The sequence below is a fragment of the Salinicoccus roseus genome, assembly GCF_003814515.1.
Lineage (GTDB): Bacteria > Bacillota > Bacilli > Staphylococcales > Salinicoccaceae > Salinicoccus > Salinicoccus roseus.
In genome coordinates this window covers 172,183-188,748 of sequence record NZ_RKQJ01000003.1, presented here as the reverse complement: position 1 = coordinate 188,748, position 16,566 = coordinate 172,183, and the positions used below count along the sequence as shown (strand labels likewise).

The window sequence follows — 16,566 nt, the reverse complement described above, 5'->3', positions numbered from 1 at the left end:
AAATGCAGTCAAATCAATACATAATATATGTATGTTTAGGGCCTACCCTATTTTCATAAACAACACAACATAAAGTTCATTTACAATATCAGAATTTTTTCATTTATTTATTTCAAAAAATTCCGTTTTGTTGAGAAAAATTTATACGTATTCATTATTCTTATTCAAATATTAGCTTGAATAATAAACTGAAGATGATTATACTGTATTCAAGTGAAAATTTGAATGAAGAGGTGGATTATGAATAAAAAAGATACTTGTGATATTTTTTGTTATGACGAAGAGAAGGTCAATCGAATACAAGAAGATTTACAAACCGTTGATATTTTTGGTGTTTCGGAGATGCTGAAATCCATTGCCGATGTAAACAGAGCAAAAATCACCTATGCCCTGTGTCAGGATGAAGAATTATGTGTCTGTGATATCGCAAATATCCTCGGTATCACTGTAGCCAATGCATCCCACCATCTGCGGACCCTTTATAAGCAAGGGGTGGTCACTTTTAGAAAAGAGGGCAAACTCGCTTTCTATTCACTGGAAGATCAACATATCAAACAGATAATGGTGATTGCATTAACACATAGAAAAGAAGTGATGACCAATGTCTGATAGCATTGCAGAACTCACTAAGGAAGAGAAAAACGTCTATCGCATCCAGGGGTTTTCTTGTGCGAATTGTGCAGGGAAATTTGAGCGCAATGTGAAGAAACTACCTGAAGTTCAAGATGCGAAGGTGAATTTTGGCGCATCAAAAATTTCTGTATATGGTTCTGCAACGGTTGAGGAACTGGAAGAAGCAGGAGCATTTGAAAATCTCAAAGTGGTGCCTGAAAAGTCTAGTCGTCAAGCGCAACCAGAAGTTAATAAAGAAAAAAATGTTTACCGTGTTCAGGGATTTTCCTGTGCAAATTGTGCTGGCACATTTGAGAACAATGTGAAGAAACTGCCTGAAGTTCAAGATGCGAAGGTGAATTTTGGCGCATCAAAAATTTCTGTATATGGTTCTGCAACGGTTGAGGAACTGGAAGAAGCAGGAGCATTTGAAAATCTCAAAGTGGTGCCTGAGAAATCCCGGGAAGAAAGTGGACAAGACAAAAAAGAAAAGGAAGTAACCATTCCATTTTATAAAAAGCACAGCACTCTGCTCTATTCGCTACTATTTATCGCTTTTGGCTTCATTTCAATGTTGGTGAATGGTGATGACAATATTCTTACACCGCTGCTATTCATCACTTCCATGATTGTCGGAGGGGCTTCAATGCTGAAAACGGGTCTCCAGAATTTAGTCCGGTTTGAATTTGATATGCGAACCCTGATGACAGTCGCAGTGATTGGCGGTGTCATCATCGGAGAATGGGCCGAGGTCGCCATTGTTGTCATCTTGTTTGCCATCAGCGAAGCGTTGGAGCGTTTCTCGATGGATCGAGCAAGGCAATCCATCAGTTCATTGATGGATATTGCTCCTAAAGAGGCACTTGTCAGACGCAACGGACAGGAAATGACAGTGCACGTCAATGATATTGCTGTGGGCGATATCATGATTGTTAAGCCTGGACAGAAAATTGCTATGGACGGCGTAATTGTCAATGGTTACTCTGTAATCAACCAGGCAGCAATCACAGGTGAATCAGTGCCGGTTGAAAAATCGCTCGATGATGAAGTATTTGCAGGGACACTGAACGAAGAAGGCTTACTGGAAGTTAAAATCACTAAATTGGTTGAAGATACGACCATTGCCAAAATCATTCATCTGGTGGAAGAAGCACAAGGTGAGCGTGCTCCTGCCCAGGCATTCGTTGATAAATTTGCAAAATATTATACACCCATCATTATGGGTGTCGCAGTGCTGGTTGCGATTGTACCGCCGTTATTTTTCGGTGCCAGTTGGTCTACTTGGGTATACCAGGGGTTAGCGGTCCTCGTTGTAGGTTGTCCATGCGCATTGGTGATTTCCACGCCGATAGCGATTGTTTCAGCAATCGGAAATGCTGCCAAGAAGGGAATCCTTATAAAAGGGGGGGTTTACCTCGAAGAAATGGGTGGATTAAAAGCCATTGCATTTGATAAGACCGGCACACTCACAAAAGGCGTCCCGGTTGTAACCGATTATCGTTTAATCGACAATGCAGTTGATGAAAAGGAAATGCTGGCAGTCATCACAGCATTGGAAGATCGTTCCCAGCATCCATTGGCATCCGCTATTATAAAGAAGGCAGACAGTTATAACCTTCCTTATTCTGATATCTTTGTCGAAGACTTTTCTTCCATTACAGGCAAAGGGATACGGGGTAAAATCAATAATGAAATGTATTATGTTGGCAGTCCGGCATTATTTGAAGAGATACAGGCAACTAATTTCAATGATGCAATTAAAAGTGATGTCAAAACACTTCAAGAACAAGGTAAGACCGTTATGGTTGCAGGAACGAAAAATACAGTTCAGGCAATTATTGCAGTCGCGGATGAAGTCCGCGAATCAAGTAAAGCGGTAATCCAGAAGCTGCATCAGGCAGGCATCGAAAAAACAGTCATGCTTACGGGGGATAATCATAGTACCGCCAGTGCGATTGGTTCACATGTCGGTGTCACAGATATTCAATCTGAATTACTCCCGCAGGATAAACTAGACGTAATCAAGCAACTAAAAACTGATTATCGTCATGTAGGCATGGTCGGTGATGGGGTCAATGATGCGCCAGCATTGGCAGCTTCCACCGTGGGTATCGCTATGGGTGGCGCCGGTACAGATACCGCTCTTGAAACAGCAGATGTCGCCTTAATGGGCGATGACCTGAAGAAACTGCCTTTTACCATCAAGCTCAGCCGCAAAACATTGAACATCATCAAAGCGAATATCGCTTTTGCCATTGGAATCAAACTGATTGCTCTATTGTTGGTCATCCCAGGATGGCTGACACTATGGATTGCGATTCTCTCGGACATGGGTGCCACTTTAGTGGTGGCCATGAATGGTTTGAGGCTTATGCGTGTGAAGGAAGATGAATTAAGCTTGGGTTCTTCCCAGATAATTAAAAGTACTGATGCTGAAAAATTGGAGTTGGAACTATGATTGTAACGGCATTTACAGCTGCTGCCGTTTATGTAGCGACAGGAATCGACTACCTCGTTATATTGATTCTTCTGTTTTCGCAAATCGAAAAGAGTAATCAAATAAAACATATTTGGGTTGGACAATATATAGGGACAGTCATTATTATAGGCGCAAGTCTTCTGGTCGCATTGGGAGTAGCCAATTTTATTCCTCAACAATGGATGATCGGCCTGCTTGGATTGCTGCCACTTTACCTGGGTATCAAAATATGGATCAAAGGGGAAGAGGACGAAGATGAAGATAACATTCTCTCCCTTTTCTCTTCAGGCAGATTTAATCAATTATTTATAACGGTCACTTTCATTGTACTGGCTTCCAGTGCGGATGATTTTTCTATCTATATACCATACTTTACAACTTTAAATATGATGGAAATCGTTATTGCCATCATTGTTTTCATGATCATGGTTGGTGTTCTATGTCTAATCAGCTATCGATTGGCTTCCTTGAATTTTGTTTCAGATAAAATCGAAAAATATGAACGTTGGATCGTTCCAATCGTCTTTATAGGATTAGGAATTTATATCCTATTTGAAAATGGCACATTCAACGCTCTGTTCTCATTCCTATTTTAATAGAAAATTTTATAAGCCGATATCTCTCTTTTAATGTGAGATATCGGCTTAATTTTAGTGCAAAATATCACTTAAATAAGTGCGAAATAAAGTCAAAAGTCACATACAGTCAAATCAATACATACTATATGTATGTTTAGGGCCTACTCAAAACATCCGATTTTCATAAGCAAATTTATCTGGCTTATTTTAGTGTTGAATTTAAATTTATTCATAATTTGAAATGTCACATTAAATACTAATAAAATGCACAGTTTCTTTAAAAATTTGATTTAAGCTAAATAATTAGAGGGGAATTTTTTAATAGCTAAAATTGGTAATAAGACTAGTGTACGAATGATTTCTTATTCTAATAGAATAGTAAGTTTGTTTGAAAATTATCTTTCAAAATTAACTATGTATGAGGTGCAAGATGAAAGTAATTGCTACTGGAGGTGTAAGAGTATGAAGAAAAAACAAGGAAGATTCTAAGAATCAGTATTATACTGAGTGTCATTATTTTGTTAGGTGTGACCTTATGGTTCAACTTAACTTCTGATACAAAAGCCTTACAAGTAGGCGATGAATCAATTGATTTTCAATTGGAGACGTTAAATGGTGATTCAATACAATTATCGGATATCAATTCAGAAAAAGGTGTTATTTTGAATTTCTGGGGGACTTGGTGTAAGCCGTGTCGTGAAGAAATGCCTGATATGAACCGAATTTATAATGAAGGACATGAAGACTATGAAATCATTGCAGTAAATGTTTCTGAGGATGAGCAGCAGATTAATCAGTTCTTATCCAGTAGTTGCGAATTATACCCACTAGGGGTATAATGCAAGTAAGATACAACACTAGGGAGTGATAGAATGGATCATCACAAAAAAGAGTCGCATCATGGCCAGAATGAAAGTCACAATCATCATGGCCAGGAAGAGCATACCCATCACGACCATCATGACCACGAAAGTCACAATGGGTCTCATGAGGCACATGAGCACGATAATCATGGCCACGGTGCACATGACCATCACGGACATATGGTGACGGAATTCCGGAATAAGTTTTTTGTTGTTTTAATATTCACCATTCCGATCCTTCTCCTGTCTCCAATGATTCAGGATTTTATGGGCGTCGACTGGCGCTTTACAGGGGATATCTATATCCTAGCTGCCCTGTCCACATTCGTTTATTTCTATGGCGGCTGGCCTTTCCTCAAGGGTGCTTTTGATGAACTGAAAAACAGAGAACCCGGGATGATGACACTGATTGCCATGGCCATCTCCATCGCATTCTTCTACAGCCTAGCTGTCGTATTTGGGTTTAACGGGGAGCAGCTTTTCTGGGAACTGGCAACCCTGGTACTGATCATGCTTCTGGGCCACTGGATTGAAATGCGATCGATCAATAATGCATCCAAAGCTCTGGAGTCACTTGCATCCCTGATGCCGAACACAGCAAATCGTATTGCTGAGAATGGTGAGACGGAAGAAGTGCAGGTTGATGCTATCAAAGCAGGGGATCTGCTCTTGGTCAAACCGGGAGAAAAGATGCCATTGGATGGAAAGATCGTTAAAGGAAAATCCCAAATCGATGAATCCATGCTGACAGGTGAGTCCGTTCCCGTAACCAAATCTGTTAATGACGAGGTCATCGGTGGATCGATCAATAGGGAAGGCTCACTTACAATAGAAGTAGAAAAACTGATGGATGAGTCCTACTTGAACCAGGTCATCGAAATGGTCAAAGAATCCCAGAAGACAAAATCCAAAACGCAGGACATCACGAATCAGGCGGCCAAATGGCTGTTTTATATCGCTTTGGCTGCTGGTATTATCACCTTTATTGTTTGGATAAGTATCGGAGCCACTGTAGATACGGCCATACAAAGAACAGTGACCGTCATGGTTATCACCTGCCCGCATGCTTTAGGTCTCGCAGCGCCCCTGGTCATCTCTGTTTCTACTGCTTTATCTGCGAAGCATGGTCTGTTGATTCGCAAACGTCCTCAGTTCGAACGGGCCCGGAATATTGATGCGGTAATTTTCGATAAAACTGGTACGTTAACTGAAGGTAAATTTGGAGTAACAGACGTGCAAACTTTCAGTGATATGGACGAAAATAAGATACTAAGCTATGCAGCGACAGTAGAGAATGACTCTGAGCATCCCATTGCTACGGGAATAATCAATGAAGCAAAGAAAAGGAAACTGAAACTGCATGAAATGACACATTTCAATTCTATTACTGGCGTGGGAATTGAAGGGACAATTGATAACAGGAATATCAAAGTTGTAAGTCCCGGGTATATCAGTGAACAAGGTATCAGCTTTGACGATCAGAATTTCAACAAATGGTCCGAACAGGGTAAGACGGTTGTGTTCCTGATCATTGATGAAGAACTGTCAGGCGCCATCGCATTGGCAGATAAAATCAAAGAGAGCTCAAAACAGACGGTTGAACAATTGCACAAGCGAAATATCAAGGCCATCATGCTCACTGGAGACAACCGGAAAGTGGCGAATTACGTTGCAGAACAAATCGGGATTGATGAAGTCTATGCAGAAGTTCTGCCGGATCAGAAGGCAGAGAAAGTGACGGAAATTCAAAAGCGTGGTTTAGTGGTTGCAATGACCGGGGACGGTATTAATGATGCGCCGGCCTTGACGAAAGCAGATGTTGGCATTGCGGTAGGGGCAGGGACAGATATCGCTATGGATAGTGCAGATATCGTTCTTGTGGACAGCAATCCGAAAGATATACTGGCCATATTCAGCCTTTCCAAACGGACCTTTAATAAACTGGTTCAGAACTTGATATGGGCAACCGGCTACAACATTTTTGCCATCCCATTGGCTGCAGGCGTTCTGGCGCCTTGGGGCATTGTACTCAGCCCGGCTGTCGGTGCAATACTGATGAGCTTAAGCACCATCATCGTAGCAATCAATGCGCAATTGCTACATCGATTCGAAATGGATTAAAGTAAACTTATTTGAAGTATTATAGAGATAATATTTTTTATAAGAAGTGAAAATTATGCAATATATTATGGAAGGAAGGCGATTGCAATTTCGACTTCCTTCTTAATTTTATAAATTCTCTTACTTGTTTTTAACATTTTGGTATATTGGATTAATAACATATGGCCAATAATAAAGAGTCTATCCGTTTTGGATAGACTCTTTATTCATCGTTGAAAATATTTAGAGTTATTCAACAGGCGCCAATTCGCTTTCAATTACCCATTTATGATTTTGTACTTCTTCTCCAGTATCTGTTGTGACAAAGTCTACCATGTAAACTGTTGTCTGTTCAGCTGAATCAATCGTAGCAGTGGCACCTTCCATACCTTCCATATGCGTGGCATTCATTACTTCCTCATCCCCTGGTTCTAAGGGGGCTTCACCCGGATTTTCCAATTCTTCGTGGATGACCCATTTATGATCTTCTACTGGTTCTCCACCATTTGTTGGTGTATACGATACGGAATAAACCGTTGTATCAAAGGCTCCGGAGATGGTGGCTTCAGCGCCATACATACCTCGCATGTGATCGGCTTCAATAATTGCTTGGCTCCCTACTTCGTATGTAGGATTTTCTGCTTCTTTCAAATCTTCAGGCACTTCACCAGAACTCGACATTTCCCCAGCGGAATGGTTCATATGTCCACCGGAATGTGGCTCAGACTGCATATTCATGTGGTCCTCAGAATGGGATTCGGACTGCATATTATAATGGTGCAGTCTTTCTTTCAGCTCTTCCTTTGTCAGACCATTGATGTATTTCGTCTTTTCTCCATCTTCATTGACTTCATAGTAGTAGTGGCTACGTGCTCCGTTATAAGGGTAGCCCAATTCATCTTCCAATTCTTTTTCAGTCAAACCATCAATGTATTGCGTCTTGTTTCCATGTGCATCGACTTCGTAGTAGTAATAACTTCCATCTTCATGGGCGGCAGTATCTGTACTACCTGCGTTTGCTGCTCCTGGACTAAGCCCCAACGCTAATGCGAAAATCATTGCACCTGATAAAGAAATTCTTTGAAATTGTCTCATCTACCTAGCCTCCAATTTTTTGAGATACCAAAACCATACCCTTAGAATATGCAGTTTAAGTGCAGATTCAATGAAAAGTGGATGTAATTGGAAAATATCAGAGATTAATATTTATAAATATATGTTTAGATTTTCAATGTAGAGTTTTATAACTTAGATACAACATGTCATATCCTTATTAGAGTCTGCACTAAAAATCGATATTTAAATAATAAAATGGTTGAGGGCTTCCGAGTTAATTAGTAAATAGAGGTGGGAGGAAACGACTATGGTATCAAGGAAGTTAGTGATTAATGCAATGATAGTATCAGCGATATTTCTAGCGGGATGCAGTAGCGACGGAGCAAGTGAATTCGAAGAAGCCTTTAACGGCGAAATAGAACATGTGCATGGAATGGGGTATGCTGGTGGGAATGATGGATTATATCTGGCGACCCATGGCGGCTTGAAAATATTTCGTGACGGGGGATGGCATGAAACCACCAGGAACTACAATGATTATATGGGATTCAATGCTGTAGATGAAGGGTTTTATACTTCCGGGCATCCAGGTGGAGATTCCGATATTCCCAACCCTTTTGGTATTCAACGTAGTTTTGATGGCGGCAGGACACTTGAACATATCCAATTCGAGGGAGAAACGGATTACCATGCCATGGCGGTAGGATACGACAGCCATGATATTTTTCTGTTGAATCCTCAACCGAATTCAGCGCTGGGCCAAGGATTTTATAAAAGTAATGATGATGGAGAAAATTGGGAGCAAGCAGATGCGGAGGGCCTTCAGGGGGGTGTATTATCATTGGCAATCCATCCGTCAGATTCCAACTTTGTCGCAGCAGCGACTTCCACCGGCATCTATTTGTCAGAGGATGGTGGAAATCAGTTTAAAGCATTAACAGATTCAAGCCAGGTAGGAACGACCGTATATTTCTATGGGGACGACTTATATTATGCGATAAATAACGAAAATATTGAACTCCACAGAAGAAATGTTAAAAATGACGAAGAAGCCATCATTGATACACCGGAATTAAAAAATGATGGCATTGCATATATTGCCCGAAACCGACAGAATGAAAAAGAACTGGCCATCTATACCGTAAACGGCGATGTATATGTCTCTGATGCCGGGTCAACTGCATGGGAGAAAGTTTTAGATGAGGGTCAAACCAGGTAAGCGTAAGTTTTGAGGTCATCTTTTCACTCTGTTGTTAGGCACTCGAAGTATTATTGTCGAAGAGAGGGGGCTGTGATGCTAAATCAATTATCTTTGAAGATCGGGTTGTTATTTTTTGTAGTAGTTATTACTGTTGAAATCATATTATTCTCCATATTATATACAAACCTGGTCAATGATCGTGTCGACGAAGTGATGGGAGATTTGCTGGCCCGTGGGAACACCCATCGGGATGTATTGGAAGAAAATTACACCTCATCAACCTTGAATCATGTCGCCATCATGGAATCCGAATCTGATTTTATTGTCGTCATTACAGACCGGAATGGAGAAGTGGTTACCAGCTCCAACCCAATGGAGCCGAAAATGGCAGCGGTAATCGAGCATACAGATAACGACCAAGTGCCAGATGAAGGCGTCATACTGGAGTCGGATTGGGCGGATGAAAAATATGTGGCGACAGACAGCCCGATTATCATGGAGGGTACACATAGTGGGCATGTATTCATGTTTGTCGACAGCAACCATATCAAAGAAATCATCAGCAGTCTCACTCGGCAATTTTTATTCATCGGATTGGTCACTGTCATTTTAACCATCATCACGGTGATTGTGCTTTCAAAAGTCATTACACAGCCATTGGTCAGAATGAAGAAGGCCACAGAAGCGTTGAGCAGAGGCAACCATGAAGTGGAACTATCCACCAGTCGAAAAGACGAACTCGGAGAGTTGGCAACTGCTATCACACGCTTATCAAAAGATTTGAAGCGTTTGAAAAATGAAAGAAATGAATTCCTGTCGAATGTCTCCCATGAACTCCGTACACCACTGACCTATTTGAAAGGATATACAGATATCATCAATCGGGAGACCACATCCGAGGAAGATCGAACCAGATATACAAAGATCATCCAGGAGGAGACAGAACATCTGGCCGGACTGATAAAAACATTGTTTGAACTGGCCAAAATAGACCAGAATGAATTTGCCATAAAAAAAGAAAAAGTGGAATTTGATGCGCTAATTCAAAAGATCGTGGAACGGATTTATCCAGCAATTGAAGAAAGAGAGATAGAATTTTCATATTCCTGTCCAAGTAATGTGGTCATTTCCATTGACCCGGAAAGAATCCAACAGGTGCTGTTGAACATACTCGATAACGCCATAAAATACACTCCGCGCGGAAATCATGTCAGATTGGAAGTGGTTCAAACTAAACATGAGGTCTTAACGGTTATTTCGGATACGGGGGATGGCATTGCCGAAGAAGATATGCCGTATATATTTGAGCGGCTCTATCGTGCAGAAAAATCCAGGTCCCGTTCCAAGGGAGGATCCGGTCTTGGGCTGACAATCGCCAAAGAGATTGTGGAACTCCACAACGGCAGGATGGAAGTCGAAAGTGAACTAGGTGAAGGAACGGTTTTCAACATATCTTTGCCGAAGGAGGATGCGTATGAAAAAGGCATTGTTGATTGATGATGAAGAGAGGATGCTGGAATTGCTGGCGTTGTATCTGGAACCCTACCAATACGACTGCAGAAAAGCGCTGGGGGCGAAAGAAGTGCTCCAATACATCGAAGAAGAAAGATTCGATATTGTACTGCTCGATATCATGATGCCTGACATGGATGGGTGGGACGTATGCAGAGAAATCCGTCAGCATTCGGATGTGCCCATCATCATGGTGACTGCACGGGAGCAGAAGACGGATATCGTCAAAGGCCTCAGATTGGGGGCGGATGACTATATAACAAAACCCTTCAATGAAAAAGAACTCATTGCACGGATGGATGCATTATTAAGGAGAGCGAAACCTGGCAACCATGTTGAGGTGGATGGACTGCTATGGGACAAGGATCGATTCGAACTGTCCTATAAGAATCAGTATATCAAGTTGACCCCCAAGGAATTCTCATTGATTGGATTGCTCATACAGAACCCGGGGCGGGTATATTCCAGGGATCAACTGATCGATCTGGTGTGGGGAATGCATTCGGAAACTGAAGGCCGGACTGTGGATTCGCATGTTAGAAACATGCGGGAAAAAATCAGGGAAGTGGGGTTTCCCATCGATGATTATTTTCACACAGTATGGGGCGTGGGCTACAAGTGGATTAAAAAGTGAGGTTTGTATATTATCGATTGCTTAAAAGTATGGTTTTTGGGTGCATTACTAAATTAGTTTGTAATATTTTAAAAACTGCACACTAACTGCATAAATCATGGGCATATACTTAGAGGCCATTATTTCTGAGGTGATGCTAATGAACGAATATAAAAAAGACAGCTTATCTCTGACGGGTGCGATCGGTCTTGGGACAGGCGTGATGATCAGTGCCGGCATATTTGCATTGCTGGGTCAGGTTGCCGCGCTTGCCGGCATGTGGTTCCCGATCATGTTTGTCGTCGGGGGTATCGTAACTGGATTCAGTGCCTATTCCTACGTCAAGATGAGCAATGAATACCCCTCTGCAGGGGGCATCGGCATGTTTTTGGCAAAAGCGTATGGTCAGGGTACCGTCACTGCTTCTGCAGCGATGCTGATGGCCGTATCCATGGTCATCAACCAGAGTCTGGTGGCCCGTACTTTCGGCACCTATACATTACAGATTTTCAATATGGATGCAACCAGCTACCTGGTGCCTGTGCTCGCTGTTGGTCTTTTGCTCTTTGCATTCCTGGTTAATATTTCTGGCAACAGTTTCATTCAGACGTTTACTTCGATTGTGTCCCTGCTTAAAATAATTGGACTTGTCGTCTTTGCGATGGGCGGGTTATGGGTCGCCGGTTTTTCCATTACACCCGCAGAGGGCAGTGGAAGTACGGAAGACGCAACTATTACCAGCATGATTGCAGCTGTGGCACTCACCATCCTATCGTTCAAAGGGTTTACGACGATCACTAACAGTGGCTCTGAAATCGTTAAACCCCATAAGAATATCGGCCGGGCGATTGTCGCATCCATTTCCATCAGTCTTTTTGTGTATCTGCTGGTTGCATGGGCGGTATCCAGCAATCTGCCGTTAAACGAAATCATTGCAGCCAGAGACTACTCGCTTGCAGAAGCCGCAAGGCCAGCATTTGGAAACTACGCTGTATGGTTTACCGTCGGCATTGCGATCATCGCAACAGTATCCGGTATTATTGCCAGTGTCTTTGCGGTGTCACGCATGCTTGCCATGCTGACAGATATGAAGCTGATTCCACATAAGCACTTTGGCATGCCAGGACGGATTCAAAAGCATACGCTGGTATACACAATTGTACTTGCGATGGTACTGGCCGTCATTTTCGACCTCAGTCGTATCGCCTCAGTCGGGGCCATATTGTATCTTGTGATGGATATGATTGTGCATTGGGGTGTATTTAAACATCTGAGGGATAAGATGGATGCAAATCCAGTCATTGTCATGACCGCATTCATACTTGATGGAATTGTACTGGCAGCTTTTATGTGGGTCAAACTGATGAATGACTGGCTGATTGTTGTCGTCTCCATCATTTTCATTATCATCATCTTCATAGGGGAGTATGTATTTCTTAAACACCGTAATGATGGGGAAGAAGGGCATGCGCATTAAAGCATTTTTAAAAAATATTATTAACCTGAATTTCAAAGAGGGGAAGGTCATGGTTGCAAAGGGGTGATGCTTTTTCAGAAAGGTGAATCAATAGAATTTAAAATGATTAGAAGGCATTGGATCGCTCATATCATTTAAGGTAAATATCTCTTAGAAAAAATACCAGGGAGGAATGTAAAATGAATAACAGATTTACAAAAATAGTCGTCACACTCGCAACCGTTACTGGAATCAGTTTCTCAGCAGGACAAGTTTCGGCAGATTCCATCAACGCAGCTCCCCAAGCCAATGGACAAGCACAGGGGGAAGCAAAGGTTGAAAAGAGACTGGATAAGGTTGAGAAGAAAACGGACGCTATCCAATCTGAGCTGGAGGCAATCGAAGGATCTATCGAAGGCGCCCCTATAACAGTTGATCAAGTACAGCTCTATAAAGAGTATCTGGACAAGCTGGAATCTCTGCTGAATCGCTTAAGCGCCGCTGACAATCATTTGGATGCTATAACTAAAAAAATGGAAAATCAGGATGCATCCATTGAAGAGACTGAAGCAGAAATTAATGATATCCGTACCAGTATTTTAGAGGTGCAGGAAACGATTCAATCCATTTTTGCTGAACAGATGTCGAGCACCGGTGTAGTCCCTGACGGTCTGCAGGAAGCAGAAGATCCAACTTATGAAGTGGGTAGCCAAGCCATTATCAAAGCCGATCATATGCCAGGTATGTATGGCGCTGAAGCAACAATTGCAGGCGCATTTGATACTGTTGCTTATAGTGTCACTTATTACCCTACAACTGGTGGAGACCCAGTGGAGAATCATAAATGGGTCATTCACGAAGAATTGGAAGGTCCAGGAGAAGCACCACTGGAGCCCGGCACTGAAGTAACCCTGGATGCGGATCACATGAAAGGCATGGATGGTGCAACCGCTGTGATCGAATCTGCTGAAGACACTACTGTATATATGCTTGACTTCACAACAACAACTGGAGAAAAAGTAGAAAATCATAAATGGGTGACAGAAAGTGAATTGTCACCTGTTGAATAAAAACAGATGATATTAAAGAGCTTATCTTTACTGGATTATCTATCTCAAATGGATAATCTGCATGGATAAGCTCTTTTTATTATATGAATTAACAGATATATTAATGACTGTTTTGAAGGGAATTCGGTTTACTCTTCCTTGCAACGAGGGTCCTGAATGAACTTAACTTTTTTCTATAACCATGTCTAAACTAAGGTGTTTCTTATAAGTATTGCCAAAATCAAAGGAACTCTTAAGTAATAATGCAAATACACCTTAATGTATATTTTCGTTAAAATACTGGGTACAATTTTAACCGGAAATAAAAGAAGTGGTATGTCCGGAATAAGTCCCGACATACCACTTCTTTCTAGGTATTGTACTTTAGGCGGTTTCTTTACAAGCCTCTGCACATTTGAAGCACGCTTCTGCACATTTCTGGCAGTGGTCATGGTCATGTTTCTGGCATTCATTTCCGCATGCTTCGCAGACCTTGGCACATACTGCCGCCAAATCAGAAGAAAATGGTGAGTTTCTTGTCAGTGACTGTGCCAGGAATGCACAGATATCTGCACATTCACGATCCAATCGGATACACTCCGCCATCATTTTTACGTCTTCTTCCCTCAGACAGGCATCGTAACAGTGGTTACAGGCTTCCATACATTCATGTAACGTCTGAATCAGTTGTTGATGTTGTTCATGAGCCATTATAAATCCCTCCTATAGAATTGAATGCACTTACATTAATTGAATTCCCATCCATTTCGCATATAAACCGATATGGTAAAACTCCATAGAAACTGCACATAATTTTAATGATGATTGTCCTTTTCCAACTTACTCAATATTGTAATTCGTCTAGAAAAAATCAAGAAATAGTTCCTTTTTTGTTATTAGATTGAAGCTTTGGAGCTTACTCTACTTTAACCTGTCCCATCATCCCATTGTCCTCATGTTCAAGTATGTGACAGTGGAACATATATATGCCTTTATTTTTAAACTGAATGGCAATTTTTACAGTCTCATCCGGGGCAACGGAAAAACTATCTTTCCAACCTCTTTCGTTCTCAGGTGGTGCTTCTCCATTCCTGGAAAGGATCTTAAACTGAGCACCATGGATGTGGAACGGATGAATCATGCCGCCCATCATGTCAGGTTTATTATAGATTTCCCATACTTCTGTAACACCTTGTTCCTGCGTAAAATCAATTCTTTCAGGATCAAATTTTTTTCCGTTTATCGTTACCTGATCCATCATGCCGAAAAGTTCAATTTCTTTTGTCACTGGCAGGTTTTTTTCTTCTTCCGTAACTGAAAAGTCATTCATTTCATCAGGTATATCCATGTTCTTACCTGTTTGATCTGTGATTTCAAAAGGTAAGAGCGTGGCACCATCTTCATTCATTAACGCTATATTTTCATTACCATCGACTTTAGAAAAATCAATGATTATTTCGGCCCGCTCTGAAGGCGTGAGTGTGATTTCTTCCATTGAGACCGGTTCATTTAAAAACCCGCCGTCCGTTGCGACTTGTACAAAAGAATCCCCTGTATTTAGTTTAAAGGTGTAATTTCTTGCATTTGATCCATTTAAAAGTCGAAGCCTTACTTTTTCTTTATCTACAGTTAATTTTGGATTCAATGTGCCGTTAATTAATGATGTATCCCCGACTGTGCCATCTTCATTTGCTATGGCTTTGTAGTCCAATTGTTTCTCATCATTAAATACTTTGTCCTGGAAAACAAGAGGGATGTCATTTTTTCCATATTCACTTGGTAATTCGAGTTTTTTTGAATTTTGGTCCTCGATATAAACTAACCCAGCAAGTCCGTTGTACACTTGCTCAGAGGTTTTTCCTTCCGGGTGGGGATGGAACCACAATGTGGCAGCTTCCTGTGTCACTTCAAATTCAATAGTACTCTCTTCGCCTGGCTCCAACACATTATGTGGACCACCATCGTCATTCCCTGGCACTTCCAATCCATGCCAGTGAAAAGTGGTATTTTCATCGAGTTCATTGATTAAGTTTATTTTCACAGTATCTCCTTTTTCAAATTGAAGCATGGGACCTAGAAACGAGCCATTATAGCCATATGTTTTTGTTTGAACGCCATCAAATATTTCTGTTTCTCCTTTTTGCGCGCGTATTGTATACTCAGTTCCTTTGTTGCTGTCGCTTTTGAGTACAGAGGGGATACTCAGTTCGTTCTCTCCTGTCGAATCAATTAGACCTACCACATCATCATGATCCATATGACCATTACCCATGGAACCATTATTCATTTCTCCTTCACTGGAGGAGCCATTCATATTTTCTTCCATAGAACCTTCATTGTCCTCATTCATGTTCATCTCTTCATTTGAATTCTTTTCATTGCTAGTATCTTCTACAGATGCTTCTCCGTCATTGCTTGTACAAGCTGATAAAACAATGACCATCATTAGAGAAAACAAGCTTATCAATAGGTTCTTTTTTCTCATACTTTACAATCCCTTCTTTCTACTTTTAATAAAGAACTTGTCATTCCTTTATGTATTAGACTAGATTATAATTTTCGAGAATCCGTGCATAAAATGAGTATTTAATATGACAAAAACTACATGTAAAATTAAGTTTAAAAAACGACCGTTTATTGGAACATTGGAGGAAGAAAAGATAGAGTTGATTTCACTACAGATCGACAATATAAAAACACGTACAATTATCTAAGTACAATATTCTAAAAACCTATTGAGTTTTTGTACTGTAACCAAGTCCTTTGAGGCCAATTAGTCAATTTTGACTATCAAGTGCATATATTTTAGGTTCTATTCTGCATAACTAATTTTAAATCCCGGCTATCTTGATGAGAGATAGACTGGGTTTTTAAATTATAATAGTGCGAACCAGTACCTAAACCAGGAGAGTATAATTCCGTTTATAGTGAAAAAAGTAAGTTCATCATTAAAGTTATCTGATAATTGTGATAAAATTGTATATAAGGAAATCTATAACTTCAGTTATGACATGAAAGTCTGAATCGTTTTTGATGCTGGGAATTAT

At 41.0% G+C, this 16,566-nt stretch carries 14 protein-coding genes; 11 read left to right on the top strand and 3 right to left on the bottom strand.

Annotation, left to right across the window (positions count from 1 at the left end; translation table 11 throughout):
• The first annotated feature begins 240 nt into the window (after positions 1-240).
• From EDC33_RS10120 to EDC33_RS10100, 6 genes are all read left to right on the top strand, one after another.
• Positions 241-609 (top strand): ArsR/SmtB family transcription factor, encoded by a 369-nt coding sequence (locus EDC33_RS10120; RefSeq protein ID WP_046791362.1) that lies wholly within the window; start codon positions 241-243, stop codon positions 607-609.
• Complete coding sequence (locus EDC33_RS10115; protein ID WP_170156402.1) at positions 602-3,070, top strand: heavy metal translocating P-type ATPase; 2,469 nt, start codon at positions 602-604, stop codon at positions 3,068-3,070. The genes EDC33_RS10120 and EDC33_RS10115 overlap by 8 nt, the downstream gene beginning before the upstream one ends.
• Positions 3,067-3,687 (top strand): CadD family cadmium resistance transporter, encoded by a 621-nt coding sequence (locus EDC33_RS10110; protein WP_092987815.1) that lies wholly within the window; start codon positions 3,067-3,069, stop codon positions 3,685-3,687. The genes EDC33_RS10115 and EDC33_RS10110 overlap by 4 nt, the downstream gene beginning before the upstream one ends.
• A 509-nt stretch (positions 3,688-4,196) precedes the next feature.
• Positions 4,197-4,508, top strand: a complete 312-nt coding sequence (locus EDC33_RS10105) for a redoxin domain-containing protein (protein ID WP_229716751.1) — start codon at positions 4,197-4,199, stop codon at positions 4,506-4,508.
• Between the two features lie 61 nt (positions 4,509-4,569).
• Positions 4,570-4,719, top strand: a complete 150-nt coding sequence (locus EDC33_RS12820; RefSeq protein ID WP_249036091.1) for a hypothetical protein — start codon at positions 4,570-4,572, stop codon at positions 4,717-4,719.
• Positions 4,713-6,653 carry a copper-translocating P-type ATPase gene (locus tag EDC33_RS10100; RefSeq protein WP_249036090.1) on the top strand — a complete coding sequence of 647 codons (1,941 nt, stop codon included), beginning with the start codon at positions 4,713-4,715 and terminating at the stop codon, positions 6,651-6,653. Before EDC33_RS12820 ends, EDC33_RS10100 begins: the two co-directional genes overlap by 7 nt.
• 228 nt (positions 6,654-6,881) lie before the next feature.
• On the opposite strand, the gene EDC33_RS10095 is transcribed toward EDC33_RS10100, so the two are convergent.
• On the bottom strand, positions 6,882-7,451 hold the full coding sequence (locus EDC33_RS10095; RefSeq protein ID WP_229716752.1) for a YdhK family protein: 570 nt from the start codon (positions 7,449-7,451) through the stop codon (positions 6,882-6,884).
• A gap of 544 nt (positions 7,452-7,995) precedes the next feature.
• Between EDC33_RS10095 and EDC33_RS10090 the strand changes: the two genes are divergently transcribed.
• From EDC33_RS10090 to EDC33_RS12930, 5 genes are all read left to right on the top strand, one after another.
• On the top strand, positions 7,996-8,907 hold the full coding sequence (locus tag EDC33_RS10090; RefSeq protein ID WP_124011076.1) for a F510_1955 family glycosylhydrolase: 912 nt from the start codon (positions 7,996-7,998) through the stop codon (positions 8,905-8,907).
• A gap of 75 nt (positions 8,908-8,982) precedes the next feature.
• Positions 8,983-10,386, top strand: coding sequence for a sensor histidine kinase (locus EDC33_RS10085; protein ID WP_124011075.1), 1,404 nt, complete (start codon positions 8,983-8,985; stop codon positions 10,384-10,386).
• Complete coding sequence (locus EDC33_RS10080) at positions 10,364-11,035, top strand: response regulator transcription factor (protein ID WP_124011074.1); 672 nt, start codon at positions 10,364-10,366, stop codon at positions 11,033-11,035. The genes EDC33_RS10085 and EDC33_RS10080 overlap by 23 nt, the downstream gene beginning before the upstream one ends.
• 139 nt (positions 11,036-11,174) lie before the next feature.
• A complete protein-coding gene (locus EDC33_RS10075) occupies positions 11,175-12,491 on the top strand; it encodes an APC family permease (protein WP_124011073.1) in 1,317 nt (438 codons plus the stop codon).
• A 512-nt stretch (positions 12,492-13,003) separates the two neighbouring features.
• Complete coding sequence (locus tag EDC33_RS12930) at positions 13,004-13,540, top strand: YdhK family protein (protein ID WP_188358210.1); 537 nt, start codon at positions 13,004-13,006, stop codon at positions 13,538-13,540.
• Positions 13,541-13,903: 363 nt separating this feature from the next.
• On the opposite strand, the gene EDC33_RS10065 is transcribed toward EDC33_RS12930, so the two are convergent.
• Both EDC33_RS10065 and EDC33_RS10060 read right to left on the bottom strand, forming a co-directional pair.
• A complete protein-coding gene (locus EDC33_RS10065) occupies positions 13,904-14,230 on the bottom strand; it encodes a four-helix bundle copper-binding protein (RefSeq protein ID WP_124011072.1) in 327 nt (108 codons plus the stop codon).
• Positions 14,231-14,435: 205 nt separating this feature from the next.
• Positions 14,436-16,004, bottom strand: coding sequence for a multicopper oxidase family protein (locus EDC33_RS10060; protein WP_124011071.1), 1,569 nt, complete (start codon positions 16,002-16,004; stop codon positions 14,436-14,438).
• Positions 16,005-16,566: the final 562 nt, after the last annotated feature.

Bases quoted from the DNA above. Each gene is read 5' to 3' on its own strand.
- EDC33_RS10120 (WP_046791362.1), top strand. From the start codon at position 241: ATGAATAAAAAAGATACTTGTGATATTTTTTGTTATGACGAAGAGAAG.
- EDC33_RS10115 (WP_170156402.1), top strand. From the start codon at position 602: ATGTCTGATAGCATTGCAGAACTCACTAAGGAAGAGAAAAACGTCTAT.
- EDC33_RS10110 (WP_092987815.1), top strand. From the start codon at position 3,067: ATGATTGTAACGGCATTTACAGCTGCTGCCGTTTATGTAGCGACAGGA.
- EDC33_RS12820 (WP_249036091.1), top strand. From the start codon at position 4,570: ATGGCCAGAATGAAAGTCACAATCATCATGGCCAGGAAGAGCATACCC.
- EDC33_RS10100 (WP_249036090.1), top strand. From the start codon at position 4,713: ATGGTGACGGAATTCCGGAATAAGTTTTTTGTTGTTTTAATATTCACC.
- EDC33_RS10090 (WP_124011076.1), top strand. From the start codon at position 7,996: ATGGTATCAAGGAAGTTAGTGATTAATGCAATGATAGTATCAGCGATA.
- EDC33_RS10085 (WP_124011075.1), top strand. From the start codon at position 8,983: ATGCTAAATCAATTATCTTTGAAGATCGGGTTGTTATTTTTTGTAGTA.
- EDC33_RS10080 (WP_124011074.1), top strand. From the start codon at position 10,364: ATGAAAAAGGCATTGTTGATTGATGATGAAGAGAGGATGCTGGAATTG.
- EDC33_RS10075 (WP_124011073.1), top strand. From the start codon at position 11,175: ATGAACGAATATAAAAAAGACAGCTTATCTCTGACGGGTGCGATCGGT.
- EDC33_RS12930 (WP_188358210.1), top strand. From the start codon at position 13,004: ATGGAAAATCAGGATGCATCCATTGAAGAGACTGAAGCAGAAATTAAT.
- EDC33_RS10065 (WP_124011072.1), bottom strand. From the start codon at position 14,230: ATGGCTCATGAACAACATCAACAACTGATTCAGACGTTACATGAATGT.
- EDC33_RS10060 (WP_124011071.1), bottom strand. From the start codon at position 16,004: ATGAGAAAAAAGAACCTATTGATAAGCTTGTTTTCTCTAATGATGGTC.